Source organism: Ralstonia soli (genome assembly GCF_023955655.1).
GTDB classification, from domain to species: Bacteria; Pseudomonadota; Gammaproteobacteria; order Burkholderiales; family Burkholderiaceae; genus Ralstonia; species Ralstonia soli.
Genome location: NZ_JAMXHT010000001.1, coordinates 16,541 through 41,851, shown reverse-complemented (window position 1 = coordinate 41,851; position 25,311 = coordinate 16,541). Strand labels below are relative to the sequence as shown.

The 25,311-nt window shown below is 57.7% G+C and carries 21 protein-coding genes; 9 read left to right on the top strand and 12 right to left on the bottom strand.

The genetic code is table 11. The features are described 5' to 3' along the window. Positions 1–423 precede the first annotated feature (423 nt). On the bottom strand, positions 424–1,983 hold the full coding sequence (locus NG900_RS00185) for a methyl-accepting chemotaxis protein (RefSeq protein ID WP_252675556.1): 1,560 nt from the start codon (positions 1,981–1,983) through the stop codon (positions 424–426). Positions 1,984–2,791: 808 nt separating this feature from the next. After that, the gene (locus tag NG900_RS00180) at positions 2,792–3,685 is read right to left on the bottom strand and encodes a Crp/Fnr family transcriptional regulator (RefSeq protein ID WP_315862354.1); all 894 of its coding nucleotides are present in this window, start codon (positions 3,683–3,685) and stop codon (positions 2,792–2,794) included. 248 nt (positions 3,686–3,933) lie between these two features. Between NG900_RS00180 and NG900_RS00175 the strand changes: the two genes are divergently transcribed. Continuing rightward, complete coding sequence (locus NG900_RS00175) at positions 3,934–4,584, top strand: TetR/AcrR family transcriptional regulator (RefSeq protein WP_252675555.1); 651 nt, start codon at positions 3,934–3,936, stop codon at positions 4,582–4,584. 228 nt (positions 4,585–4,812) lie between these two features. Here NG900_RS00175 and NG900_RS00170 read toward each other — a convergent pair whose 3' ends face one another. Beyond that, positions 4,813–6,510, bottom strand: a complete 1,698-nt coding sequence (locus NG900_RS00170; RefSeq protein ID WP_252675554.1) for a tannase/feruloyl esterase family alpha/beta hydrolase — start codon at positions 6,508–6,510, stop codon at positions 4,813–4,815. Positions 6,511–7,000: 490 nt separating this feature from the next. On the opposite strand from NG900_RS00170, the gene NG900_RS00165 reads away from it, so the two are divergent. The 8 genes from NG900_RS00165 (at position 7,001) to NG900_RS00130 (ending at position 15,931) form a co-directional block, all read left to right on the top strand. Continuing rightward, positions 7,001–7,723: a nitroreductase gene (locus NG900_RS00165; RefSeq protein ID WP_252675552.1), complete on the top strand. Its 723-nt coding sequence runs from the start codon at positions 7,001–7,003 to the stop codon at positions 7,721–7,723. A gap of 61 nt (positions 7,724–7,784) precedes the next feature. Continuing rightward, positions 7,785–9,155, top strand: a complete 1,371-nt coding sequence (locus NG900_RS00160) for an MFS transporter (protein WP_252675551.1) — start codon at positions 7,785–7,787, stop codon at positions 9,153–9,155. 24 nt (positions 9,156–9,179) lie between these two features. Next, positions 9,180–9,938: an SDR family NAD(P)-dependent oxidoreductase gene (locus NG900_RS00155; RefSeq protein ID WP_252675549.1), complete on the top strand. Its 759-nt coding sequence runs from the start codon at positions 9,180–9,182 to the stop codon at positions 9,936–9,938. A gap of 22 nt (positions 9,939–9,960) precedes the next feature. Further along, positions 9,961–11,157 carry an acetyl-CoA C-acyltransferase gene (locus NG900_RS00150; protein WP_252675547.1) on the top strand — a complete coding sequence of 399 codons (1,197 nt, stop codon included), beginning with the start codon at positions 9,961–9,963 and terminating at the stop codon, positions 11,155–11,157. A gap of 69 nt (positions 11,158–11,226) precedes the next feature. Beyond that, a complete protein-coding gene (locus NG900_RS00145; RefSeq protein WP_315862353.1) occupies positions 11,227–12,000 on the top strand; it encodes an enoyl-CoA hydratase in 774 nt (257 codons plus the stop codon). 337 nt (positions 12,001–12,337) lie between these two features. Next, the gene (locus tag NG900_RS00140; RefSeq protein ID WP_252675546.1) at positions 12,338–12,922 is read left to right on the top strand and encodes a TetR/AcrR family transcriptional regulator; all 585 of its coding nucleotides are present in this window, start codon (positions 12,338–12,340) and stop codon (positions 12,920–12,922) included. Between the two features lie 164 nt (positions 12,923–13,086). Then, a complete protein-coding gene (locus NG900_RS00135) occupies positions 13,087–13,671 on the top strand; it encodes an NAD(P)H-dependent oxidoreductase (protein ID WP_252675545.1) in 585 nt (194 codons plus the stop codon). A gap of 604 nt (positions 13,672–14,275) precedes the next feature. Beyond that, positions 14,276–15,931, top strand: a complete 1,656-nt coding sequence (locus tag NG900_RS00130) for an acyl-CoA synthetase (protein WP_252675544.1) — start codon at positions 14,276–14,278, stop codon at positions 15,929–15,931. Between the two features lie 419 nt (positions 15,932–16,350). Here the strand turns inward: NG900_RS00130 and NG900_RS00125 are convergent, their stop codons facing one another. The 9 genes from NG900_RS00125 to mmsB all read right to left on the bottom strand — a co-directional run bounded on the left by NG900_RS00125 (position 16,351) and on the right by mmsB (position 25,284). Then, positions 16,351–17,070, bottom strand: a complete 720-nt coding sequence (locus NG900_RS00125; protein WP_252675543.1) for a helix-turn-helix transcriptional regulator — start codon at positions 17,068–17,070, stop codon at positions 16,351–16,353. Between the two features lie 2 nt (positions 17,071–17,072). Continuing rightward, positions 17,073–18,005 carry an NAD(P)-dependent alcohol dehydrogenase gene (locus NG900_RS00120; protein WP_252675542.1) on the bottom strand — a complete coding sequence of 311 codons (933 nt, stop codon included), beginning with the start codon at positions 18,003–18,005 and terminating at the stop codon, positions 17,073–17,075. A 278-nt stretch (positions 18,006–18,283) separates the two neighbouring features. Then, on the bottom strand, positions 18,284–19,291 hold the full coding sequence (locus NG900_RS00115; RefSeq protein WP_252675541.1) for an NADPH:quinone oxidoreductase family protein: 1,008 nt from the start codon (positions 19,289–19,291) through the stop codon (positions 18,284–18,286). Further along, entirely contained in the window at positions 19,288–20,307 is a 1,020-nt protein-coding gene (locus NG900_RS00110; RefSeq protein WP_252675539.1) for a branched-chain amino acid ABC transporter permease, read from the bottom strand. The genes NG900_RS00115 and NG900_RS00110 overlap by 4 nt, the downstream gene beginning before the upstream one ends. An 11-nt stretch (positions 20,308–20,318) precedes the next feature. Then, the gene (locus NG900_RS00105; RefSeq protein WP_252675537.1) at positions 20,319–21,206 is read right to left on the bottom strand and encodes a branched-chain amino acid ABC transporter permease; all 888 of its coding nucleotides are present in this window, start codon (positions 21,204–21,206) and stop codon (positions 20,319–20,321) included. A gap of 12 nt (positions 21,207–21,218) precedes the next feature. Continuing rightward, a complete protein-coding gene (locus NG900_RS00100) occupies positions 21,219–21,926 on the bottom strand; it encodes an ABC transporter ATP-binding protein (RefSeq protein WP_252675535.1) in 708 nt (235 codons plus the stop codon). Further along, positions 21,919–22,737 carry an ABC transporter ATP-binding protein gene (locus NG900_RS00095; RefSeq protein WP_252676856.1) on the bottom strand — a complete coding sequence of 273 codons (819 nt, stop codon included), beginning with the start codon at positions 22,735–22,737 and terminating at the stop codon, positions 21,919–21,921. Before NG900_RS00095 ends, NG900_RS00100 begins: the two co-directional genes overlap by 8 nt. A gap of 394 nt (positions 22,738–23,131) precedes the next feature. Then, positions 23,132–24,355 (bottom strand): ABC transporter substrate-binding protein, encoded by a 1,224-nt coding sequence (locus NG900_RS00090; RefSeq protein ID WP_252675533.1) that lies wholly within the window; start codon positions 24,353–24,355, stop codon positions 23,132–23,134. A 47-nt stretch (positions 24,356–24,402) separates the two neighbouring features. Continuing rightward, complete coding sequence (gene mmsB, locus NG900_RS00085) at positions 24,403–25,284, bottom strand: 3-hydroxyisobutyrate dehydrogenase (protein ID WP_252675531.1); 882 nt, start codon at positions 25,282–25,284, stop codon at positions 24,403–24,405. Positions 25,285–25,311 lie beyond the last annotated feature (27 nt).

Genomic DNA, 25,311 nt, shown 5'->3' with positions numbered 1-25,311 from the left:
CTTATGAGACTGCGGGAAAGCCGGAGGGCGTGGACACAAATCCGGGCACCCAAGCACGCCAATCTGGCACCTCAATTGGTTGTTTCCCCGCCCGGAACCCCTCCTGCATAAGGCGTCCCCGTTGAAGTGTGCAAGAACCTCGCCGAGGTGGCGCAACAACTATTTCAAATTGCTATATGGTCGAAATCCGTCATTCGAGTCGACTCACCTTGGTCTGTATCAAGATCGGAACCCTGCCACAACCTTGAACGCCGTATAGAGTCAAATCTATTAATGCGCCAACGAGCAACCTCGGTTCGAAAGAAGCCCTTCCACAATCGACGCGTTGCGAATCTCGGCATCTAAGTTCTTTTACTGCATGGGGTGCGGCGCGGAGGGCGCGCGCACCCCGGGTCCAATCGTAGCGCCGATATTGGCACCAGCTCAGTCCGCAGCGAGCTTGAAAGCTTTCACGGCACTCCTAAGCGTGCCAGTCTGCAGTTGCATGTCGGCAGATGCAGTTGCCGCCTGCTGGACTAGCGTCGCGTTCTGCTGAGTCATGTCATCCAAATGGGCGATCGCATGATTGACCTCCTCAATCCCGGCGCTCTGCGCATCGCTAGCGCGACTGATCTCCGCCATCAGGTGCGTTACGTTTTGAATCGAGACGGCGATTTGTGACATGTTCCGCCCAGTTTGGTCGACAAGCTGCCCTCCTGTGTCAATCTTGCCGACGGCCGTACCGATCAACTCCTTAATTTCGTGCGCAGCATCGGCACTACGTTTGGCTAGCATGCGTACTTCCTGTGCGACCACAGCAAAGCCACGGCCCTCTGCACCGGCACGTGCTGCTTCAACTGCGGCGTTCAACGCAAGGATGTTGGTCTGGAATGCAATGCCCTCGATCGTGCTGACGATGTCTGACATGCGGTGCGAGGCCTCTCGAATCTCGTCCATTGTGCCAACCGCGCGCTCCATCAACGTTGAGCCGTCATTCGCCAGATGAGTAGCTGACTGCGCAGATGCGAGGGCCTGTCGTGCATTGTCCGCATTGTTCCGGACGGTAGAGGTGAGTTCGTCCATGGCTGCGGCGGTTTGTTCTAGCGAACTAGCCTGTGCGTCAGTGCGCATGGACAGGTTTGCATTGCCAGTTGCAATCTCCGCGGCCGCGGAGGTGAGGTTACTGGTCGACTCGCGTACTCGGCCGATCAACGTAGCAAGACCGATGTTGACTCCATTCTGCGCATCGAGGATACCGCCGATCTCATCGCCACGCTTGACCGGAATCTGCGCGGAAAGATCGCCGGAAGCCAATCGTCGAGCAGCCTCCGCCGCCTCTCGTAATGGACGGCCGGCAAACCGCTCAATTGCGGCGTGCACAGCCAGACCTAACAAAGCGGAGATGCCAATGCAGGCTACCCACTGCACGGCTCCCGGCGCTTGCGTATAGCCAAATGCAGCCTCAATGTAATCCCGCGCGACAAGCAGTGTCGCTGTGCTGATTGTCACACCAGCTCCCAACTTTTCGGCAAGCGTTGGCGTACGCATGTTGCTAACGTCGAGTCCGACAGCGAAGCAACCAATCGTCCGCCCGTTGCCGTCCAGGATTGGCCGGTAGTCAACGACGAATTTCCTGCCCGCTAGGACTGCATAACCATAGTAAGGACCTCCAGCACGGTTGCACACGTAGGCCGGATGCGAGCGATCCATAACCACGCCGACTGCACGCACGCCATCGGCGCTCTTGATGTTGGTCGCGATGCGGACCAAGTCATCGCCGGCCAACACGAAAATTGAAGCAACGGCGGCAGTCTGATCACCCCACTGGTCCAGTGGCGCATGCTCCAACGTGACTTGCCGAGAGCCGCTCATCAGCAACGGTGTTGCGTGATCGCCGACATTGACGTGATGCTCAGGGTCGATGGAGAAACCATCGGGATAGCGGCTTTTCAGGGAAGCATATAGCCGGTGGACACGGCCTGAAATCGAGCAAATTCGGATCATCGTGCTCAGTGAGAGTTTGCGCGCAGGCGATCGTCGGCCTTAAGCCGAGGTCGCCCCAACTACAACTAGCGAAACCAACAGATATGCGCGTCTACAGCGCGGCTCTCAGGCGCACGCACGATCCGGTGCCGAGGCCATGCCGATGACCGCTCCTGGACCATGCAAATAGATGGAGCCCGTACCGTCGCCGCCTGCAGCGTACGAGACGCTCAGGATGAGGATAAAACCGATACTCGGATTGTCGTTGCATTGTTGTGTCTCCATGAACCAGCTGATAGAAAGAGTTGGATCAGCTGATTGCGATCTCTTACATAGGGAGATCGTCTCGCGTGACGTCTTCCTTTTTCGACTGCCCAAGGATTGGCTTTGCCCCAGTCCCTGTGGGCTCGGTAGCAGTTGACTCTACGAGTTCCATGAACTAGCAAATGTCCTGTGCGTGACATTGTCGAAACGTGGGACGTTTAGGATTGCAGGCGGGTGCCAGCGAGGAGGGGTGCCTTGGGCATCCTCCGTATTGGCAACAAGCAGAGTGGATCCGATCCATGCCGAATACGGTTTTCTCTCCGAAAATCCAGAGCTCGCACGGCCACTGACTTCGACACTGCCGGTCAGCGGGTTGTACCGGTGGTATTCGAGAAGATGGGTGATATCCAGGACCTGGCGCGATTCAGGCTACAGCTACACAACACTGTCACCTCAACAACAATGCCGGAGAGGCTGTCTGAGGTGTAGAGCCAAAGCAGAATCAAACGCTGCAAGATGGGCAAGCAGCTCCGCACCAGAGCTGCCGCACGGCGGAAGCGCGTAATCAATCCCCGGAGTGGGCGAATGTTCGCAGTGCGTCAAGATTCAGTATTTGAATCGACCCATACTCAGCAACCACCAATCCTGCGTCTTCCAGTTCGCGGATGGCCCGATTCGTGTTCTGCCTTGATAGCCCGCAAAGCCTCCCAATTTCCTCCTGGGAGAAGCCCAACGTCTTGTCCGTGGCTGGATAGAGCTGCTGATTGAAAAGCTCTGCCAAACAGAATGCCACTCGCGCAGATGCTTCATGCAGCCGAAGGTTGTGCACCAGTCCAACGTAGTAGCCACATCGAGCGTTGAGCTGATCGATGACGTATCTGCTGAACGAGTGGCTCTGCTCGAGGAGCCAAAGGAATGTCGACTTGGGTACGAATGCCAGGCGACTATCCCGGATCGCAACAACAGAATAGGGCCGTGGCTCGTCTTTCAGCACAACCCCCTCGCCGAACCAGGAGCCCGCAGGAACGCCCGCAAATGTGATAACCCTCCCCTCTCTCGAGGCAGTATCGACCTTCACGATGCCTTCCATCACAGCAAGCCAGTGGTCGGCAGAATCCCCACGATGGCACGCAACAGCACCAGCATCGTAGGATCGGTCAAAGCTATCACGCATGACTCGCGCCTTCTGCTCGGAGGTCAGATTCGAGCACCAGGGCGCCTGCAAAAGAAATGCCTCCAGACTGAGGTGGCTAGGCTTGCAAAAACCATCATTGCGCTTACGCAAGGTGGAGTCGACCAAGCTGCTGGATTTCGAGAGGACGACAGGCGAAACTCTCATTGGTTCCGCTCGCTTGCCTTGCACGCCATTCACGTGGTTCATCATTTGGAGCCTGTATTGCGCAGTTGCATGATCACCTGTTTGCGCCGAGCGCCCCTCGCCGACGTGTACCGCTGGCATGTGGCAAGCCCTGTGCAGGAGGCCAGCGTTCCCGAACTTTGGCAGACCTCCGACCTAGGAAGCTGTCGAGATCGAATAGGATTTGAAGTTTCGTTAAGTGGAATCCGAATTCGCTTTAGACTATGGCGCTAGAGGAAGGCTGTCAAGCAAAGTAAGGCTAGGTGTTTGTACGGAGAGCGCTATAATGACCACCATAAAGGTGATCGATGTGCCGCACAATTACCTGCCAGAAAGCAGGCATAAATGAAATGGAAATTCCACATAGTCCTCCGCGCATTCGTATTCGCCGCCGGGGTGCCGACAAACATCCGCTGATCCTCAAAGCCGCACGAGATTTGGTGGCGGAATCGGGGTTCCGGGAAGCCCAGATGTCGTTGATTGCCGAGGCTGCAGGCATCGCGATTGGCACGTTGTACCGCTACTTTCCGTCCAAGACGGAATTGTTGGTAGAGCTCGTGAAGACGACGGCTCAACGGGAAGTCGACGTCGTAGCTGGTATCGCCATGCGTGATGGGACTGCACTCGAGCGCCTTGGTGCGGCGGCATGGACCTTCGCGAGTCGCGCGTTGCGAGGCCGACGCTTGGCCTACGCACTAGTCGCTGAACCTGTTGAGCCGGATGTCGAGGCTGCTCGGCTCACTTATCACCGAGCACTGGCCAGGGTATTCAAGACGATCATCGAGCAAGGTATGGCGAATGGCGAGTTCCCCGCACAGGATGCTGCCGCATCGGCAGACTGCATAGTCGGTTGCCTTTTCGAAGGCCTGGTGGCGCCGCTCACCAACAACGCTGCAGCTGATGCGGCTCAGACGGATGCCCATGGCTCGGCCATCATCACCTTTTGTCTGCGAGGGGTTTCAGGCTTACAAGCGCCCGCCTTTAGGATTCCGGCTGTGTAGTCGCTTCCTCCAGGCATCTCCTGGTCTCCGTCGGCCGGCTGAGGCAAGACGATTTCACCGCGAGCTCGTCTTCGACAAGAATTTCTCTCGCGGTAATTACATCTACAAGGTTTTTTTTGCGCGTGGCGGATGCGCTGCCAGCCTCGCGTTTCGGGCCGGCAGAACAAGAGGATTGACGTTTTGAAAAGATTTGACCACGCCCGTGACAGTGTCGTCACGGGCAGCGGATCAATTGGAACAGGTATAGCTTGTTGCGGCGTTCAAGTCCCCGCTGACGTACTTCGGCCACAGCGGGTACTCGCACAGCGGCCGCGTGCGTCCCGCAGTGGGCGGGTTCAGGTCGGTAATGACGAGATTCTGCGGAGCCGTACCCTTCGTGACCCAGTTGTCCAAAGCAGTGAGTCCATCATATGCCCCCTCAAACTGCCCGCCCATGCCATGTGCGGCACCGGGAACCAGATAGAACTTGAGGAATGATGACAACGCATTCTGCCCATAGTTCGCCAGCAATCGGTTGTAGTAGTCAATCGACATTTGGGCCGGAATGAACTGGTCGGACTGCCCGTGCTGGAGAATCACCTTCCCACCTCGGTTCTTGAAGTTGTCCAGATTGACGGTCGTGGCATCCATCATTTGACTCACCGTCTGTGTTCTTGCGGTGAGTAGCCCTGGATTGGTGAAGTTGAAGGACATCAGATCAAGCGAGGGATCCCTTGCAATGGCGTATCGCAAGAGGCTATTCGGGAAGGCATAGAAGAACGACCACTGTCCCTCTGCGCTTGTCGCGGGATCCAGTACGGCGTCGGCTGCAGAGTCACCCAGCGGAAGCAAAAAGCTGCTCCAGAAATCGGTGCCTGCGAGGATGTTGTACCCCGGAATGTTGTGAATACCGTTTGCGAAATCAAAGCTCGTATTCAGCGGCGTGGCCATGGTATTGACGGTGCTGATCTGAGCATCTGACAGGCAAGTGTCGCCCGTGTCGGTGCCCCCTGGGCATCGCACAGTAGCCGGATCGAACGTGCAAAGACTGGGGTTGCTGATCAGGCCGTCTGTCGCGCCGTCCAGGCTGTCACAGGCCGACATCACAGCCTTCTTGAGCACTGCGGCCTTGTTTGCGTTGATGAATCCGCCTGGGGCAAGTGACGCCTGAGAGATGCGCCCCATTTGGAAGGCCAGCCCCATGATCCCGGACGCAGGAAACGTCGAAATGATGCCATCGTAATCAGAGGCGTACTTCTGCGCAGCGATCAGTGCCTGGCGCCCGCCGCCTGAGCCACCAATGTAGTAGCTATGCGAGAACGTCGCCCCGTAGCGCTGCTTGGTCAAGAAGAGAGCGACATCGTGCGTTTTCTTGATGTGGTCGCCGGCATAGTTCGCCAACGCCTCATCGTTCTGAGCGAACCTGCCGTCCCCAAAGCTTCCTTCATGCCCGCTATCGCTCGCAAGCGTCACATATCCGCGCGCCAGCGGAGTCAGAACCCCCTTCGGCTCGCCATAGACCGTGAGGCCGGTGTTTGTGAAGCCCGTTGTGTCCGGGACAGAACCGTCCAACCCGCCACCACCGAAGTGAACAGATTTCCCATTCCAAGTGGATGGCAAGTCAACTTCGAACTTGATGTCCGGCGCGGCCGGGTCCACGGGGTGAATCCCACCCAAGACCTTGCAGAACTCGCCGTTTGTATTGCCCGACGCTGTCGCAGCAATTAGCGTTGCAGAAGAAATTGTGGCGCCGGTCGTTGGCAAACCAATCGCGGAAGCTGGTACGGCCGAACCCTGCAGCGCCGCGCACTGCTGCGCTGGTGTTAGCTGAGGCGTGGCATCGGCTACGACAGGGTCGCTTCCTCCTCCACAACCGGCGACGAGCAAGGCCGATAGCGTTGCCACAGTGGGTGCAAGCCATTGCGGCCTGACTTTGTTGAGCTTCATGACGATGTCTCCTAGCAGACGCCGAGACTTCTAGTTGTCCACGGGTCGCTTTTGTTCAAGTAGATAGGCCTACGAGGTACGCCGTCTGACGCGATGACCAGCTTGGCTGGCCGATGCTTGCGCTGGCAGCGCACCTCGATAAAGACCGTACCGATCCGCGCTCCCGAGGATTGTCTTGCGCAAGACGATTCGGCTCGAGATTTCGCCCCCATTCGGTTGATGATGTTGCGGTGGCGTGGCCATTTCCAGACTTCGGCAACGGCTTGCTGTACAGAAGCCCCCTATGCGAGCTGGCATGTATTGCAAAGGTGGAGCGCTGTGCGCCTGCTGGCACTAGCGCTACGCGCAAGGACGTGGTTGATCTACGGCTTACGAACAACGCGTTTGCAAGAAAAGCGATTGTCGGCTGCAAGACATTGGAGCTTGGAAACGCTCGCTAATCTGAATTCACGTGGACGCGAGGTCCGCATGACAGTGAGCGAGGTAGTCGATGGAACGAGCTGGACCGCCACCGGATGAACTTTCATCGATCCGGTCTGCTGTGGAATGGGCAATTGCTACGCGACGTAGCGTTCGTGCCTATCTTCCGAAGCCTGTCCCCCACGCGACCATCAAGGCGATTCTTGATGTGTCGCGCTATGCGGCGACGGGGGTGAACATTCAACCCTGGAAGGTGCACGTGGTCATGGGCGACGCCCGAGACCGGGTCTGCGCCGCAATTGCCAAAGTGGACAACGATCCTGCGTTGGCGGAAGCGCATGCCGATGAATGGGACTACTACCCGGAAGAGTGGGTGTCGCCCTATATCGACAGGCGTCGTGACATCGGATGGAAGCTCTACGGCCTGCTTGGCATCGAGAAAGGCGACAGGCAGAGGATGCACGCGCAGCACGGTAGGAATTATCAGTTCTTCGATGCACCAGTCGGGCTGTTCTTCACGATCGATCGCGTGATGCAGCGCGGTAGTCTCCTCGACTACGGGATGTTCCTGCAGAACATCATGGTTGTCGCGCGTACCTACGGTCTGAGCACCTGCCCTCAGGCCGCCTTCATGAAGTACCACAAGATCATCGAGCAAGAGCTTGGCTTGCCGCCAGAGGAAATGTTCCTGGTGGGCATGAGCCTCGGCTACGCCGACGATAGTCGCATTGAGAACTCGCTCGTCTCGGAAAGGGCGCCTTCTTCCACCTTTACGGTTTATCACGCCACCTAGCTTTACCCGTAGACGGACCAATAGCAGCACCAACGATATCCATTCATAAATGGAGGAGACCATGAGTAACGAAGTTGATGTTCAGAAGATCACGCAGAACGCGAGGTTCTCGCGCTTCCACGGTTTGATCCTGTTCTGGTGTGTTCTGATTCTCGTGCTCGACGGATACGACTTGGCCGTTGTGGGTGCGGCATTGCCGTCCATCATGAAACAGATGGGGGTGGATGCAGCAAAGGCCGGATTCATGGCGAGCTCGGCCCTGTTCGGCATGATGTTCGGGGCGATTTACCTCGGCACGCTGGCCGACAAGATCGGCCGGCCTGTATCGATTTGCGTGTGCATTGCGCTGTTCAGTGTCTTCACAGCCGCGGCCGGACTGACGCATGATCCTTTGAGCTTCAGCGTTACCCGTTTCCTCGCAGGTCTGGGGATCGGTGGCGTGCTTCCCATCGTGGCTGCTCAGATGGGTGAATTTGCTCCGCGCAAAATCCGAGGTCGTCTCGTCACCTTGGTGTTCGCTGGGTACTCGATCGGGGGCATCCTCGTGGCCCTCACTGGCAAGCAACTGATTGAAGCCTATGGCTGGCAGTCCGTGTTCTTCATCGCCGGCACGCCGATCCTCTTCATTCCCTTCATCTTGCTGACCATGCCTGACTCACTGGCGTTTCTGGTGCAGAGAAACCGTACCGAGAAACTCGCACAAGTGATCAAGAAGATGGCGCCGGAGGTTCAAGTCAGTAGCCGAGACCGGTTCGTCATGCCGCAAGAGGCGATGGTGACCAAGGCACCGGTGGCCAAGCTGTTTCAGGATGGACGCGGATTCAGCACCGTCATGATCTGGGTCGCATTCTTCATGGGGCTGTTCATGGTGTACTCGCTGAGCTCGTGGCTGACGAAGTTGATGGCCATGTCGGGCTATAGCCTTGGGTCCGCACTCACCTTCGTGTTGGTTTTCAATATTGGTGCCATGGTCGGTGCTGTGGGTGGCGGTTGGCTGGGCGACAAGTACAACATCAAACATGTGCTGGTGGCCTTCTACGCGACCGGTGCGGTGTCGTTGGCGTTGATGGGTTACACGAAATCAACTGAGCTGCTCTTCCTTGTCGTGTTCGTCGTCGGTGCCTCCACCCTCGGGACACAGCTCCTGGCGTACGCATACGCCGCTGAGTTCTACCCCGCTTCGATTCGCTCCACCGGTGTGGGCTTTGCCTCCGGTATCGGTCGCCTCGGGGCGATCGCGGCACCCGTGCTGATCGGCATGCTGGTGGCGATGCGACTGCCTATGGAGCAGAACTTCTTGGCGATTGGCCTTGCCGGCGTACTGGGCACCCTCGCGGTCACGATGATCGACCATCGCCGCAGTGCAGCCAACACACATGGCTCGGAAGCGCTTCTCTCACACGCTGACATCCCTTCGTCGGCAAGCAGCTGACCGTCACTCTTAGGAAATCATCCGATGCAGATCAGTAACAACGTATTCGTCGTAACGGGCGGCGGCTCTGGACTTGGAGCCGCAACCGCCCGACTGCTCTCCAAGCAAGGAGGCAAGGTGGTGATCGTCGACCTCGACCTCGGAGCCGCCGAGGCGATGGCTGAGGAACTCCGCTGCGCGTCTGTCTGTGCCGACGTGACGAGCGAAGACGGAGCAAAAGAGGTGTTCAAAGCCGCAACCGCCTTGGGAACACTGCGCGGCCTGGTGAACTGCGCCGGCGTTGCACCCGCGGAGAAGGTCGTGGGCAAGCAGGGGCCGCACGCAATGGGCTCCTTCTTGCGCACCCTCAACATCAACCTGGGCGGCACGTTCAATATGGTTCGGCTGGCTGCCGAGATCATGCAACAGCAGCCCCCCGATGACGATGGTGAGCGGGGTGTGATCATCAACACTGCGTCCGTCGCGGCGTTCGATGGCCAGATTGGGCAGGCCGCCTACGCAGCTTCGAAGGGTGGTGTGGTTGCGATGACTTTGCCGCTCGCGCGGGAGTTGGCCAGGTTCGGCATTCGGGTCGTGACGATTGCTCCGGGGATCATGGAAACCCCGATGCTGCTCAAGATGCCAGCGGATGTGCAGGAGGCGCTGGGTCGGTCCGTTCCGTTTCCTCCGCGCTTGGGTAAGGCGACGGAGTTTGCCGGTCTGGTCGAGCACGTGCTTGGCAATGGCTACCTGAATGGCGAGGTCATCCGGCTCGATGGCGCCATTCGGATGGCGGCAAAGTAAATCACCAGAGCGGAGACCACACATGAGTACAAACGATTCAGTCGTCATTCTGTCCGCCGCGCGCACGCCGATCGGTGGCTTCCAAGGGGATCTCGCAAGTCTCACCGCGCCGGAACTAGGCGGGTTCGCTATTCGCGCTGCTGTTGAGCGCGCGCATATCGATGCTGGCACGATCCAGGAATTGCTGATGGGCTGCGTTCTGCCGGCCGGCGTGGGTCAGGCTCCTGCGCGTCAAGCCTGCCTGAACGCGGGCCTTGCTGAATCGGTGACGTGTACGACGATCAGCAAGGTGTGCGGATCCGGCATGAAAGCCGTGATGTTGGCGCACGATTCGATCGCCGCTGGTACCAACGAAGTGATGGTTGCTGGGGGGATGGAGTCGATGACGAACGCCCCCTATCTGCTCCCCAAGGCGCGCAAAGGGTATCGGCTCGGCCATGGACAGTTGCTGGACCACATGTTCTTCGATGGGTTGGAAGACCACTATCGAGACGACACACGCGGCCGGCTGATGGGGACATTCGCCGAAGACTGTGCCGAGCGATATGGCTTCTCGCGCGAAGCGCAGGACGAATGGGCAATCCTCTCGACCCAGCGTGCGAAGGCAGCGATCGAGCGCGGTGATTTCGCCTGGGAAACAACGCCGGTCACGCTCCAAGGTCGGTCAGGCGAGGTCACGCTGCAGAGCGATGAGCAGCCGCCGAAGGCCAACCTCGAGAAGATCCGTACGTTGAAGCCATCCTTCAAAAAAGGGGGGACGGTGACGCCGGCGAACTCAAGCTCGATTTCGGACGGCGCTGCTGCGTTGGTGCTGGCGCGGGAATCGACTGCTCGGAAGCTGGGTGTACAGCCGCTCGCCCGAATCGTTGGCCACGCAACGCATGCACAAGCACCGGCGGATTTCACCACCGCTCCGGCGGGTGCCATCCAGAAGTTGCTTGGTCAGACCGGCTGGTCGACCGCAGATGTCGACTTGTGGGAAATCAACGAGGCGTTTGCTGTAGTCACGATGGCGGCGATTCATGACCTGCGCTTGGACCCCGAAACGGTCAACCTTCATGGCGGAGCGTGCGCCCTTGGGCATCCCATCGGCGCATCTGGCGCACGGATCCTCGTGACGCTTCTTGGCGCTCTCAGGAAGACCGAAAAGAAACGCGGCGTGGCAAGCCTTTGCATCGGTGGCGGTGAGGCAACGGCGGTGGCGGTCGAGCTGTTGTAAGGAAAGGCCATCTGCCTCGCATTCGGCGTGAGGCAAATGGTGCCATGAAGTTGTTGGTTGGAGTCCAAAGTGAGTGAAGTGGTTTTGCGAAAGATGATCGACCGCGTCGGTCTGATTCAGATCAACCGCCCGGAAGCGCTGAATGCGCTCAATGACGATGTCATGGACGGAATTGGTGCCGCTGTCGATGGGTACGAGCGGGACGACAACATCGGTTGCATCGTCCTGACCGGCAACGAGCGCGCGTTTGCCGCGGGTGCAGACGTTGCGTACATGAAGGATTTCGATTTCCAGGAAGTCTACAAAGGCAACTTCATCTCGAGAAATTGGGAGAAGGTTCGGGAAGCGAGAAAGCCAGTGGTGGCTGCGGTGTCGGGTTACGCATTGGGCGGCGGATGCGAGCTGGCGATGATGTGCGATCTCATCTTTGCCTCAGACACGGCACGGTTCGGACAGCCCGAAATCAAGATTGGAACCATGCCCGGTGCTGGCGGAACACAACGCCTGCCGCGGCTTGTCGGCAAAGCCAAAGCAATGGACCTGTGCCTTACCTCGCGCATGGTCGATGCGGCCGAGGCGGAGCGATGGGGCATCGTATCGCGCGTCTATCCCTGCGATCGGCTGCTCGACGAAACGCTGGAAGCTGCCAAGCTGATTGCCAGTTACTCGCTACCTGTCGTCATGATGATCAAGGAATCGATCAATCGGGCCTACGAGTCATCGTTGAGTGACGGTTTGCTTTTCGAGCGCCGCGCCTTTCATTCCACGTTCGGACTTGATGACCAGAAGGAGGGGATGTCCGCCTTTCTCTCGAAACGCCAACCGAAGTTCAAGCACCGTTGACAGTAGGCCAATGCCTAAGTTGTCGAGACGACAGTCGCTTAGCTGCTGCCTCGTCGCGCTCTTCGAGAAGTTGCGACTGACCCAAGACTACGAGACCCAGCTGCCCTGAAACATCGAGCTGGGCGAGCCGTAGAACACCGTTCGCATATCGGCCCTAGGCCGCGCACAAGGACGTAGTTGGCTTACATCAAGTAGGTGCGACCGCCGGCAAGCTGCTGGCGGCCCGTACGGCTGAGGTGTCAACTGGCGGAAGCATTACATAACGCACATGGACTGCAGTTTGCAATTATGTATCTACAGCTATATAATTCGGCTTTTTTTGCTTGGAGGCTGAGGTATGGCGGGCCGCCCACGTCAGTTCGACATTGATGATGCTGTGAATGTGGCGACACGCCTTTTCATCCAAAAAGGATACGAAGGTGCGACGTTTGCGCAGCTGACGGAGGCGATGGGTATCAGTCCACCCAGTTTCTACGCAGCGTTCGGAAGCAAAGAGATGCTCTTCAAGCGGGTGTTTGACCGCTACGCGGAAGGAATCCGCGCGGTGCGAAACGAGGCAGTGAAGCAGCCGACCGCGCGCGATGTAGTAGCGTATCTTCTGACGCATTTGACCGAGGCATCGACGCGGGACCCCTTGGTTAAAGGATGCTTGCTGGTTAGGGGAGCACCCGTTGGCAGCAGTAACGCCATGCAACTGCGCGAAGACATGAAGAACGAGGGAGAGGCCATCACCACGGCTCTGACAAAGCGGTTCCTTGTTGCTTTGAAGACTGGCGACCGTACCCTACCGGGCGAACCCCACGCGATGGCTCGACTCACGAACATGGTTCTCACCGGTATCGCGACACAGGCCGCGGGGGGAGTACCCACCTGCGAGATCGAGGCGGCTGTGCAAGGCTTTGTGGACTTATTTGAAAAGTAGCCCCGAGCGGGCTTTTTTTTGATCAATTTTGTAGCTACGGCTACACATTCATCGTTTAGAACTTCGGCGTCCACCGAGGTTCTTTACTGCGGCGACGTTGCCGCGATTGACCTTGAAGGCCCTGACTGCCGGAAAGAAATCACATGAAAAAGGAAAGAAACCAAATGAAGAAAGTTTTTCTCATCAATGGCAGCCAGCCTTATGCGTTTGCTCCTGGCAAACTGAATGCAGCACTGATAAAGAAAGCCCAGGACTTCTTCCTGGACCGAGGTTTCGAGGTCAAGACGACAGTAGCGCACGAGCCCTATGAGGTCCCTGCCGAAGTCGAGAAATTCAAATGGGCAGACTACGTCATCGTGCAGATGCCGATCAACTGGATGGGCACTCCCTGGCTCTTCAAGAAGTACATCGATGAAGTGTTCATGGCGGGATTGATGGGTGAGATGTCCAACGGCGATGGTCGCAGCGCCGAGGCCCCCAAGAAGAACTACGGGCTTGGAGGAAAGATGACGGGCAAGTACATGTTGTCGGTGACGGCGAATGCACCTAAGGAAGCTTTTAACAACCCGGAAGAGAAGTACTTCGCCGGCGCCAGTGAAGACGATGTCCTGTTGCCGATGCATTTGAACCTCAAGTGGTTCGGCTATCAGGCCTTGCCGACCTTCATGGCATACGACGTGATGAAGAACCCTGAAATCGAAAACGATTTCGAGCGCTTCGAGGCCCATCTGAAGTCGGTTTTCGGATAAACGCGCTTGATCGTAGTCGCCCAAGTGGCGGTACCAAAGTCGCAGGCAAGGTCGTCCTTGATAGCTCTACGCCCCGCCGGACTTTGTTCACCGTTGTCTTGTAGGTGGAGCTCAGTGTGCAAACCGCGTGATGTGCGCTAAGGGGAGGCGTAAAGCCATGTAAAGACAGCTGCAAATCGCTCTCCTGTAGCGGTTTGCGCTGGCCTTTGCGTTGCCGGCGGAGGTCGAAAGCAACGAGGTTTTGTGGCTGACAACGCGGGGCCTGGTTGTGTCCTCACAGGCGTTGTTGCTGATCTGCCTATCCCCTTTCTTGAAGAAGCGATTGAGCTTGGGCGCTGCCAGAGCAGATATTGCTGCGCCTTTCCAAACACGCTACCAGATCGTGCAGTCGCGGCACCTGAGGGTAGGCAAGTTGGCCAGCGATCTGTAACGCAATGTCTTACGATCGACAACCATTCTCCTCTTCGATGATTGTCGCGCGAATCATAGGAATGTCTCAGGGGTGACATTCCCCCCCTCGGATCAACGCTAAATTGCAGTGTGGCTTGAGGAACGGGGAACCTCTCAGGACCGAGCATTCATAACATGAAGTGGAGACATTGCTATGACCGGAAACATCTATCAGAGCGAGCTTGATCGTACCCCTGCAAATCACCTCCCCCTGACACCGCTCCACTTCCTTGACAGGTGCGCCGACCAGTATCCAGAACACATCGCAATCATTCACGGTTCGCTGCGGCAAACGTGGAAGCAAACACGAGAACGCTGCCTGCGCCTGGCGAGCGCCCTCGTCAAGCGAGGCGTCAAGCGTGGAGATACGGTTTCGATTCTCGCGCCCAACACGCCGGCCATGGTTGAGGCGCATCACGGCATCCCCTTGTCCGGCGCAGTGCTCAATGCGATCAACTGCCGCCTGGATGCCGAGGGCGTTCGCTTTATCCTGCGCCACGGCGAATGCAAGGTTCTCCTTGTCGACAGGGAGTTCTCGTCGCTTGCTGCAAAAGCGCTCGAGCAGATCGAGAACAAGCCACTGGTCATCGACATCGCTGACATGGAAGCACCCAACGGCGATCTGATCGGCGAGATGGAGTATGAAACTTTCCTCGCCGAGGGTGACGCGAGTTTTTCCGGCGTATGGCCCAACGACGAATGGGAGGCGATCGCCCTGAACTACACGTCCGGCACGACATCGGACCCGAAGGGCGTCGTACCAAGCCACCGGGGCGCCTATCTGATGAGCATGCTCCAGCTGACGGATTGGGGCATGCCCCGTCGGCCGGTGTATCTGTGGACGCTTCCCCTTTTCCACGCAAATGGCTGGTGCTTTGCATGGGCGATCACCGCCGCTGCCGGTACACACGTCTGCCTGCGAAAGGTGACCGCCGCGAGTATCTTTGGCGCCATCAAACAGCACGACGTGGATCACTTCTGCGCAGCACCGATCGTATTGGCATCGCTCGCCAACTCTTCTGATGCCGAGCGTTGTCAACTGCAGCGTACTGTCCGGGTTAGGACGGCCGGCTCACCGCCGCCTGCGGCAGTGCTGAAGTCAGTGATCGAGATGGGCTTCGAAGTTGAACACGTCTACGGCATTACGGAAGCATCCGGCACCCCGGTGAGCAGCTTCATCAACCCGGCATGGAGCGATAAGCCTATGGATGAGAAAGCGCGCCTCATGGCCCGCCAGGGCAATCGGGCCTCCGGCTTGGAACAACTTCGTGTCGCTGACCCAGTCACCTGCGAGCCCGTGCCCCGGGATGGCAAAACGCAAGGTGAGCTCTTGCTCCGCGGGAATATCGTGATGAAGGGCTACCTGAAAAACCCCGAGGCCACTGCCAGCGCGTTTAATGGGGGCTGGTTCCACACGGGTGACGTCGCTGTGATGCATCCGGACGGCTATATCCAGATTACGGACCGATCAAAAGACGTCATCATCTCGGGTGGTGAGAACATTTCGTCAGTTGAAGTCGAAGATGTTCTCCATCGGCATCCGGCTGTCTTGATCGCCGCTGTAGTCGCTCAGCCAGACCCAAAGTGGGGGGAATCACCTTGTGCGTTCATTGAGCTGAAGCCCGGCGTCGCTGCCCCGGACCAGGCCGAGATCATCCGCTTCTGCCGTGAGCACTTGGCCCACTACAAGTGCCCGGTGAGGGTCATCTATGGGGCACTTCCAAAGACGGGAACGGGGAAGATCCAGAAATTCAGATTGCGGGAACTGGCGGGAAGCCGCGAAGCCATTACGGATCTTTCCAACGTTTAGGTTCTTGGCAGGATCCTCGTCCTGAACGGTTGTTACCCCGTACCTGATTCGCCCACGTTTGTTTGCTTCGCTGGGCGAATGCCGTAGGACCCGGGGCTGCAGCCTTCAGCATGGTGGTGAAGTTGTATCGTCGCTGTGTGCGCGAAGTCCGTGGGCCAGCGAAGAGCACGGGACTATGGATGCTTGCCGTGGTGAGCGCTACCCTAAGGCGATTGGGCGCCCGGCCCTTGATGCGGGGCTGCCATGTTGGTCTCGCTCCAAACCACTCTTCAACGACGCCTCTCACAACCGAGCCTGACTCTTTGCCGACGGAAATCCACACCCTACTCGAGGATGCCCGACGCCGGATGGCACGTACGACGAACGTCTGCCCGACCTGGGCTAATGGCGCATCGGCAAGCGCCTGCTGGCGAAAGATCTCAGCGATGTCCCTCTGCTTGACCCTCTGCTTGATGTTGGAGCCGAAGCTCTTCCTGAGCACACCATTCCTTGGCCAGTTGACGGCGATCGCGTGAATAGCGGTCGTCCAGGAAGGTGGCCTTCGCTATTCGGTCGACGCGGAACAGACGGAAGTCCTCGCGCAGTTCGCACCATCCCGCAATGAACCTTTGTCCTTCGACGAAACCAAGCATAATCGGCCAGATGGTTCGCTCAGCAGCAGCCCCTGTCTGATCCGTGTACTCAATGAGCATCTTGCGCTGCTCTCGCATCGCACGCCGCAATCGTACCAGGTCGAGGCCGGATGTGTCTTCCTTCCGGTGACCGATATAGAGCGCGTCATCGTCTAGGGCTCGCCGCATGTCGGGAGAGAGCACACCGCCGATCTTGGCGAGCGCGTTCTGAGCCGCAAGCGCCAGAGCGTCGTCAGTCTGGCGGCTCACCCACTGCGCGCCTGCCACCAGTGCTTGCAACTCTTCCTCGGTGAAAGACAAGGGCGGCAGCAGGAAGCCCGGTCGCAGGATGTAACCGATACCTGGCGCACTGTCGATGTCGGCCCCCATCGCCTGGAGCGTGGCGATGTCTCGGCGGATCGTGCGCAGTGATACGCCCGCTTCGCTCGCAAGTACTTCGCCGGACACCGGCCCACGATGCCGGCGAAGTGCCTGCATGATGTCGAATAATCGGTGACTTCGTGACACGCTTAATCCATCGCAACGAGGCCTTTCCCGCCGAGCGTTTTGCCCCCTTCGAGGGCAGTGATCAGCCGGATCGCTTCACTCAGTGGCGCGGTCTTGGCGACCGGGAGTCGAAGTTTCCCTTCTCTGGCGGCACGTGCCAGGCCATCAAGGATGTCAGCCCGTGGCGTACAAACAATTGGCTTCAACCGATGATTGAAAATCGAGCGGATGAACTTCCCAGGTGTCGGATCAATGTCCAAAAACACACCACCTGGGCTTAGCAGACGGAAGCCCATCTCGGTCGTCATCGTAGCGGCCGTGTCGTAAACCGCATCGAAGCGCATTCCGAGCTTGGACAAGTCGGTTGTTCGGTAGTCGAAGACGGCTTCAACGCCGAGGGATCGCGCCTTTTCCATTGCCCCGGCACTGCAGCTTCCCGCGACCGTGGCCCCCAGCATCTGTGCGAGCTGTACTGTTGCTTCGCCCACTGCACCGGTGCAGCCGTTGACGAAGACACGTTTGCCAGCGGCCAGTTTCGCCTTGTCCAGCAGGCCGTTCCAAGCGGTGACACCCGGCGTTCCAAGGCAAGCGGCGTCCTCGAAGGAAATGTTATCGGGCTTCTTGGCTAAGAAGGTGTCATTAGTGACAACCGCCTGACCGAGCGCGCCGCTTTCTTTGAGCCGTGCCAAACCGAAGACGGCATCCCCTGGCTTGAAGCGCACCACACCAGGGCCGACCGAGATAACTACGCCCGAGAAATCGCTGCCCATCGCACGGGGAAAAACCTTGCCCGTAATCATCTTGAGATAGCCACTGCGCAACTTCCAGTCGATCGGATTGATGGCTGCGAACTTCACCTTCACCGCAACCTCGCCCTTACCCGGCTCAGCCAAGGTAAAGTTCTCGAGGCGCATCAGCTCCGGGCCGCCGTATTTGTCGTATTGAATGCGTTGCATGACAGGGCGGCTTAGCGAGGTCATGATGGTTTCCCTTCCATAAGAAAACTCTAGTCTAGACCCCCATAAGGACAGATTCTGTCACCATAGGCGTACCCTTTTACAACCACGATTGGCTTGCCCCTCAAAAAAATCTCGGGTCACACGCGCCAGCACCAGACTCATAATTTTCGGCCACGTCATGGGTGCCATAAGCGATGAAAATCTCGGCGCCACAAACCTTGTTTTGTGCCATCAGGCTGTGGCTCGGTCCGGTTCTAAGCAGTTCGGCTTGAAGATTACGCGTCGGGTAACACGACAACCTTTCCGCTCCTAGCCCTGTCACTTGTCGCAAAAATGGCGTCCCTAGCATTTGCGAGAGGAAATGTGTTCATCGTAGGGGGTAAAAGTCCGCCGTACGCGACCATCGAGAAAAGCGCGCCGCGTATGCGCCGCGCCCGCTCCGGGCGGTTGGACAGAAAATACCGTATATCAACTCCGTGCAGCGTGGCGTTCTTGAGTAGCGCCAAGTTGACCGGAAGCGATGGAATGGCTCCGCCCGCAAATCCGACCACCAGATATCGACCTCCTTTGGCCAACGATCGAAATGCAGGCTCAAATTTGTCGGCGCCGACAGGATCGAGCACGACGTCGATGCCGCTGGGGGCCACCTTCTTAAGCGCTTCACGCCAATTGGGAAGACTGTAGTCAATCGCGTCCACTGCACCGAGCGCACATGCTGCGTTGCGTTTGTGTTCGCTAGAGGCGGCAGCAATCACACGGGCGCCAGTACGGGCCGCAAGTTGGATAGCGGCGGAAGCCACCGCGCCTCCGGCACCGAGCACGAGCAGTGTATCGGCGGCCGTCAATCTCCCTTGATCCAACAGCGCATAGTGAGCCGTCTGATAGTCGACCAACATGGCTGCAGCAACGGGAAGCGGTAACCGGTCTGGAATGACATCAACATCTGCCGCCTCGACGACAACATACTCGGCTAGACCGCCTCCGAGCTGCCAAGTGATAACCCGCTGGCCTACCAAGGCTGGCATTACCCTGGGACCTACGGCGTCGACCACACCGGCTATCTCTCCCCCGGGAACGTAGGGCAAGGGCGGCTTGATTTGATAACGGCCTTGTATCATCAACCCGTCCACAAAGCCTAGAGCCGTCGCCTCGACGCGAATGCGCAGTTGCCCTTCGCCTGGCTCCGGTATCGGCTGATCGACGATCGAGTACGAGTCAAGATCAAATCCTGTACCTAAGAAGCTCCGCATACCAATCTCCTTATAGCCACCATCAGTCTTCAAGGCTCTTGTGTCGCACCTACGGCGTCCTGAATTCCATGCGCGGTCTTCAGCCTCCTCCGCCGAAATAGGCGAGCGACAAGTTCGCCCACGATGCCCTTACGGAACAAAAGGACGCAGATGATGAAAATGAGGCCCGTAATGATGGTGACTGATTCCCCAAAGGCCTGAAACCAACTAACGCCCGTCAGGTTGGCAAGTGCGTCCCCCAGTTCTCCCAGCCGGTTTTCAAGCAGCAGAATTGCCAGGGCTCCGACAATAGGACCGGTAAGTGTCCCAACACCACCAATAAGCGTCATCAGCACCACAAGCCCCGACATGCCCCAATGCACGTCAACCAAGGTCTCGAAGCCCAGCACCGCACACTTCGTTGCACCAGCGAGGCCCGTCAGTGCGGCGGACAGAACAAAAGCCAGGAGCTTGTACTTGTCTACGTCGTAACCAAGGGAAATGGCGCGTGGCTCATTCTCCTTGATGGCATTCAGCACTCTCCCGAAAGGGGAATGCACGATGCGTACGATTGCCGCATAGCCGGCAACGGTGATCGCCAAAACCACGTAGTACATGGCCAGATCGCTGCTCAGATCGACGATGCTAAACAGGCGTCCGCGCGGTATATTTTGCAGCCCATCCTCGCCGCCCGTGAATGGGGCTTGAAGACAGAAGAAATAAACCATCTGCGCAAGCGCCAATGTGATCATCGTGAAGTAGATTCCCTTGCGCCGAATCGCCAATGCACCCATAACCAGGCCCATCGCTGCGGCACCAAGTACGCCCGCAAGCAGACCGACCTCAAAGGGATATCCCAAGTCACGCAGTACGTAGCCAGCGATGTATCCAGCTCCTCCAAAAAGCGCGGCGTGCCCAAATGACAGCAATCCTCCGAAGCCGAGCAGAAGATTGAAGGCACAAGCCAACAGGGCGAAGCAAAGAAGCTTCATCAACAGCACGGGATAGACAGCCAGCGGTGCAACCAACATCGCGCCTAGGGTCATTCCGTAGGCAAGTTTTTTGTTCATGGGGAGTCTCCTCAGTTCTCTTTGCCAAACAGCCCTGCGGGACGAACTAGCAGTATGAGGGCCATCACAATGAACACCACGGTGGAGGAGAGCTCCGGATAGAACACTCGGGTCATGCCCTCGACAACGCCCAATCCGAGCCCAGTAATGACGGAGCCCACAATTGAGCCCATGCCTCCGATGACCACGACAGCAAACACGGTGATGGTCAGGTTCGATCCCATCAATGGAGATACTTGAACCACCGGGGCAGCCAACACGCCAGCCAACGCGGCCAATCCCGCGCCAAACGCATAGGTCAGGGTGAACATGACAGGCACGTTGACGCCGAACGCTTCAACCAATTTTGGGGTTTCAGTGCCCGCTCTAAGGTATGAGCCAATCTTCGTGCGTTCGATAACAAACCATGTCAGAAGGCACACGAGCACGGAAACAGCGACCACCCACGCCCGGTACATAGGCAGCGTCATGAAACCGATGTTGAGCCCGCCGGTAAGAGCCGCAGGCGCAGAATAAGGTTGGCCTGAAGCCCCATATACGGAACGAAACAGGCCCTCCACCACTAGCGTGATGCCGAAAGTCAACAACAGGCTATACATGTGATCGACTTGATAGAGCCAGCGCAGCATCGTTCTTTCTATAGCGATACCCAAGATGCCGACGATGAGCGGCGCGAGAACCAGCATCACCCAGTAACTTAGACCGAAGTAACTCAAGCCCATCCATGTCAACATGGCGCCCAACATGTACAGCACGCCGTGAGCAAAGTTGATGACATTGAGCAATCCAAAAATTACCGCAAGGCCAAGCGAGAGCATTGCATAGAAGGAACCATTGACGAGGCCGAGCAGGATTTGGCTTAGCAACGCTGGCAGCGGAATTCCGAAAATTGCGTCCATATTCTTCTCCCACTAAACGCCAAGCAGTTGATGCAGCACGGGCTTCTTCTCCTCAAGCTCGGCTGCGGTGAAGTGGTCGATGGTCCGTCCGTGCTCCACCACATAGAAGCGGTCAGCCAGTGGAGCAGCGAACCGGAAGTTTTGCTCCACCATCACGATCGTGAAGCCCTTGCTTTTCAATGTGAGAATCATGCGAGCCAGCGCCTGCACGATCACGGGGGCCAGCCCTTCCGATATTTCATCCAGTAGCAACAGCCGTGCGCCGGTCCGCAGGATGCGCGCCACCGCGAGCATCTGCTGCTCGCCACCTGACAGACGTGTGCCCTGGCTGCTTCGCCGCTCGGCGAGATTCGGGAACATTTCGTAGATCTCACCGATCGACATCCCCCGCTCAGTGCTCGAAAGCATCGGCGGAAGCATCAGGTTTTCCTCAGTTGAGAGCGCGGAGAAAATGCCACGCTCCTCGGGGCAATAGCCAACGCCGAGGTGGGCGACCTTGTGGGTAGGCAGACCAATCGATTCCACGCCATTGACTTTGATGGTCCCCTTGCGCAAACCAGTCAGGCCCATGATGCTGCGCAGTGTGGTGGTGCGCCCCGCGCCGTTTCGCCCCAACAGCGTGACCACTTCACCCTTGTTCACTGAAAGACTCAGACCATGCAAGATGTGCGACTCGCCATACCAAGCGTGGAGATCCACGATTTCAAGTGCTTTATCCATGCGTATTCCCATCTGTTGTTTCAGCCCGCACGGAGCTTTTTGAATCGCCAGATTCCGGCGTGTCACCGGCAGTCCCCATGTATGCCGCCATGACCTCTGGAATTACGGAAACTTCTGCATAGGCGCCTTCCGCAAGGACAGCACCACGTTGCAGCACAGATATGCGATCACAGATGCCGGAGACTACGCTCATGTTGTGCTCGACCATGAGGATGGTTCGGCCAGCCGACACCTTCTTGATAAGGTCCGTAACACGGGACACATCCTCATGCCCCATGCCTTGGGTCGGCTCGTCGAGAAGCATCAACTCCGGTTCCATGGCTAGCGTCGCGGCGATCTCGAGCGCGCGCTTTCTCCCGTAGGGAAGGTCGACAGTGATGGTGTGGGCAAAGCCCGCGAGATCAACTTGCTCCAAAAGGGACATCGCCCTATCGTTCAACCCGGCCAGCGTGCGCTCGCTCCTCCAGAAATGAAAGGATGTGCCGAGCCGGCGCTGCAGACCTAGACGGACATTCTCTAGAACCGATAGGTGCGGGAATACCGCCGAGATTTGAAAGGATCTGATGATCCCTTGTCGGGCAACCTGCGCGGGCTGCTCGGTGGTGATATCGCGTTGATTGAAAAGAATCGTTCCAGTCGTCGGCGCCAGAAACTTGGTCAGAAGGTTGAAGCAAGTGGTTTTGCCAGCTCCATTCGGCCCGATCAGCGCATGAATATCACCGCGCCGTACCTGCAGGTTCACATCTGAAACGGCTGTGAACCCCTTGAAAACCTTTGTCAAGCCGCGTGTCTCCAGGATGATGTCTGTCATCATCACCTCTCTAATAGTGTGATCCCTTGTGTGGAGGCGCAACTCCTTGTGGGAATGTGTCGCTCCACGAAGGGATTGCTACGTCCTAGGAGATGCTTGGTAGCCCAAACTACCGTTGGTCCATGAAGAACCCGGTGAAATCGGTAAGGTGTGAGACGACGCTGCGAGATATATGCCTCGCGACGCCAACTCCGACTTGCCGCAATTTCGAACATTGAGTGCGCGCCGATGTTCAAGCGCCGGAACAGCCGCAAGCCTGTGCATCCATGGCACACACAAATAAGGCTCGGCAAGCGCAACTCCATGAGAAGGCTGCGCCTGCGTCCGAAGCAGTAAACGGTGCGGCGCGCGACGCGTTGCCGCCTTCACCCAGACTAGGACGGATTACCGGTCCTTACGAACCCTTCTTAAGCAGCGGGCACTTGCTTTCGGCGGCGGGAATCGTCACCGTGCTAGCAGGCAGAGTCTTCAGAATTTTGTAGTAGTCCCACGGATACTTCGACTCGCTAGGTGTCTTCACTTGTGCCAGGTACATGTCATGCACCATGCGGCCGTCCTCACGAATCTTTCCGTTCTTGGCGAAGAAGTCGTTGATCGGCATCTCGCGCATCTTTGCTATCACTGCTTTGGCATCGTCCGTACCAGCGGCTTGCACAGCCTTGAGGTAATGCATGACAGATGAATAGTCGCCCGCATGAACCATGTTGGGCATCTTGTGCATCTTTGCAAAGTAACGCTTGGACCACTGCCTGGTTTCGTCGTTCAGATCCCAATAGAACGGCGTGGTGAGAGTTAGGCCCTGAGCGGTGCTCAGACCCATGCTGTGGACGTCGGTAATCGTGGTGGCCAGCCCCACAACTGTTTGCTTGCCGCCGCGCGTTACGCCAAATTCCTGAGCCGATTTCATGGCATTGACCGTGTCAACGCCAGCATTGGCCAGCCCGATCACTTTCGCCTTCGAGTTCTGTGCTTGCAGCATGAAGGACGAGAAGTCCGATGCACCAAGGGGATGCTTCGCCGAGCCGACTACCTTGCCGCCATTTGCGCTCACGGTAGCCGTGAGGCGATCGAGCATCAGCGTACCGAACGCGTAGTCGGCAACAAGGATGTACCAGGAATTCCCGCCTTGATCCAGAAGGGCCTTCGCCGTGCCATTGGCAAACGCATAGGAGTCGGCGACGTAGTGCACCGTGTTAGGCGTGCATTCTTCGTTGGTGACTTTTTCCGTCATGGCGCCGGCAACGATCGCAATGCGTTGCTTGTCCTTGGCCAACTTGCTGACCGCCAACGCCACAGAAGAGTTGGTCAGATCCGCAATGACATCCACCTTTTGCGTATCAAACCATTCCCTCGCTTTCGTTGATGCAACGTCCGTCTTGTTGAGATGATCGGCCACCACCACCTCGATCGGCTTGCCAAGGACCTTGCCTCCAAAGTCCTCAACCGCCATCTTGATAGCCGTAACGGCGCCTTGTCCCGCGAACTCCGAGTACGTGCCGGACAGGTCCGTCAGTACGCCGATCTTGACGACGTCGTCCGAAACGCCCTGCGCGTGGGACGATGCACACACGACGCCCAGTATCCCGGCGATAGCCGTCTTCTTGAATTTGAATTTCATCTTTGTCTCCTTTTATCTTCTTGGTCGTGGCCGTGAATTGGTCGGCTCTATTTCTTGAACATCTCCACAATGGCGGAGATGTCCTTATCCCCGTGCCCCTGATGGCTGAGCAGTTGAAACAGCTGCTTGGACACCGAAGTCATGGGCAACGGCTGCCGTGTCCCGTGCGCGGCATCCAGCGCAAGAGAGAGATCTTTGATCATCAGATCGCATGCGAATCCGCCGGCGAAGTTGTTCGATGCGGGGGCGTCCTTGACGACGCCGGGATACGGGTTATAGAGCTCGGAGACCCAACAGCGGCCCGATGACGTGTTGATGATCTGTGCCAGAACCTCGGGTTCGAGGCCCAGGCTAGCCCCGAGGCACATGGACTCCGACACGGCCACTGTCGACACCCCAAGCAGGAGGTTGTTGCAGAGCTTGGCGGCTTGACCGCTTCCGGCCGCTCCGCAATGCACGATGTTCTTGCCCATCGCGGAGAGAATCGACTTGGCAAGCAAGAAGCCATCTTTTGAGCCACCGACCATGAAGGTCAGCGTGCCAGCCTTGGCTCCTTGAACACCGCCGGAAACTGGCGCATCGAGAACAATCTTGCCGGCGACTGCACCGAGAGCCTCAACCTCAACAGCAGTCTGCGGGTCGCTCGTGCTGCAGTCGATGATGAGGGCGTTCTGCTTGGCATTCGCAATGACCCCGCCCGGCACGCACAGGACGCTGCGTACAACTGCAGGCGTCGGCAGCATGGTGATGATCGCGTCGGCGCTTTGCGCCAGATCGATGAGTGACTGGGCTACTATCGCGCCGTGTTCGACCGCTTTAGCAACCGCCGCATCCGATGTGTCGTAGACGCGCACGGCATAGCCGTTAGCCAAGAGATTGGCCACCATGGGAAAACCCATGTGCCCTAAACCAATGAATCCAATTTCCATGCTGTCTCCTACTTGTTTATTGGTAGT

Excerpts from the sequence above, each read along its gene's own strand:
- NG900_RS00185 (WP_252675556.1), bottom strand. The coding sequence starts at position 1,983 with ATGATCCGAATTTGCTCGATTTCAGGCCGTGTCCACCGGCTATATGCT.
- NG900_RS00180 (WP_315862354.1), bottom strand. The coding sequence starts at position 3,685 with ATGCCAGCGGTACACGTCGGCGAGGGGCGCTCGGCGCAAACAGGTGAT.
- NG900_RS00175 (WP_252675555.1), top strand. The coding sequence starts at position 3,934 with ATGGAAATTCCACATAGTCCTCCGCGCATTCGTATTCGCCGCCGGGGT.
- NG900_RS00170 (WP_252675554.1), bottom strand. The coding sequence starts at position 6,510 with ATGAAGCTCAACAAAGTCAGGCCGCAATGGCTTGCACCCACTGTGGCA.
- NG900_RS00165 (WP_252675552.1), top strand. The coding sequence starts at position 7,001 with ATGGAACGAGCTGGACCGCCACCGGATGAACTTTCATCGATCCGGTCT.
- NG900_RS00160 (WP_252675551.1), top strand. The coding sequence starts at position 7,785 with ATGAGTAACGAAGTTGATGTTCAGAAGATCACGCAGAACGCGAGGTTC.
- NG900_RS00155 (WP_252675549.1), top strand. The coding sequence starts at position 9,180 with ATGCAGATCAGTAACAACGTATTCGTCGTAACGGGCGGCGGCTCTGGA.
- NG900_RS00150 (WP_252675547.1), top strand. The coding sequence starts at position 9,961 with ATGAGTACAAACGATTCAGTCGTCATTCTGTCCGCCGCGCGCACGCCG.
- NG900_RS00140 (WP_252675546.1), top strand. The coding sequence starts at position 12,338 with ATGGCGGGCCGCCCACGTCAGTTCGACATTGATGATGCTGTGAATGTG.
- NG900_RS00135 (WP_252675545.1), top strand. The coding sequence starts at position 13,087 with ATGAAGAAAGTTTTTCTCATCAATGGCAGCCAGCCTTATGCGTTTGCT.
- NG900_RS00130 (WP_252675544.1), top strand. The coding sequence starts at position 14,276 with ATGACCGGAAACATCTATCAGAGCGAGCTTGATCGTACCCCTGCAAAT.
- NG900_RS00120 (WP_252675542.1), bottom strand. The coding sequence starts at position 18,005 with ATGCAACGCATTCAATACGACAAATACGGCGGCCCGGAGCTGATGCGC.
- NG900_RS00110 (WP_252675539.1), bottom strand. The coding sequence starts at position 20,307 with ATGAACAAAAAACTTGCCTACGGAATGACCCTAGGCGCGATGTTGGTT.
- NG900_RS00105 (WP_252675537.1), bottom strand. The coding sequence starts at position 21,206 with ATGGACGCAATTTTCGGAATTCCGCTGCCAGCGTTGCTAAGCCAAATC.
- NG900_RS00100 (WP_252675535.1), bottom strand. The coding sequence starts at position 21,926 with ATGGATAAAGCACTTGAAATCGTGGATCTCCACGCTTGGTATGGCGAG.
- NG900_RS00095 (WP_252676856.1), bottom strand. The coding sequence starts at position 22,737 with ATGACAGACATCATCCTGGAGACACGCGGCTTGACAAAGGTTTTCAAG.
- NG900_RS00090 (WP_252675533.1), bottom strand. The coding sequence starts at position 24,355 with ATGAAATTCAAATTCAAGAAGACGGCTATCGCCGGGATACTGGGCGTC.
- mmsB (WP_252675531.1), bottom strand. The coding sequence starts at position 25,284 with ATGGAAATTGGATTCATTGGTTTAGGGCACATGGGTTTTCCCATGGTG.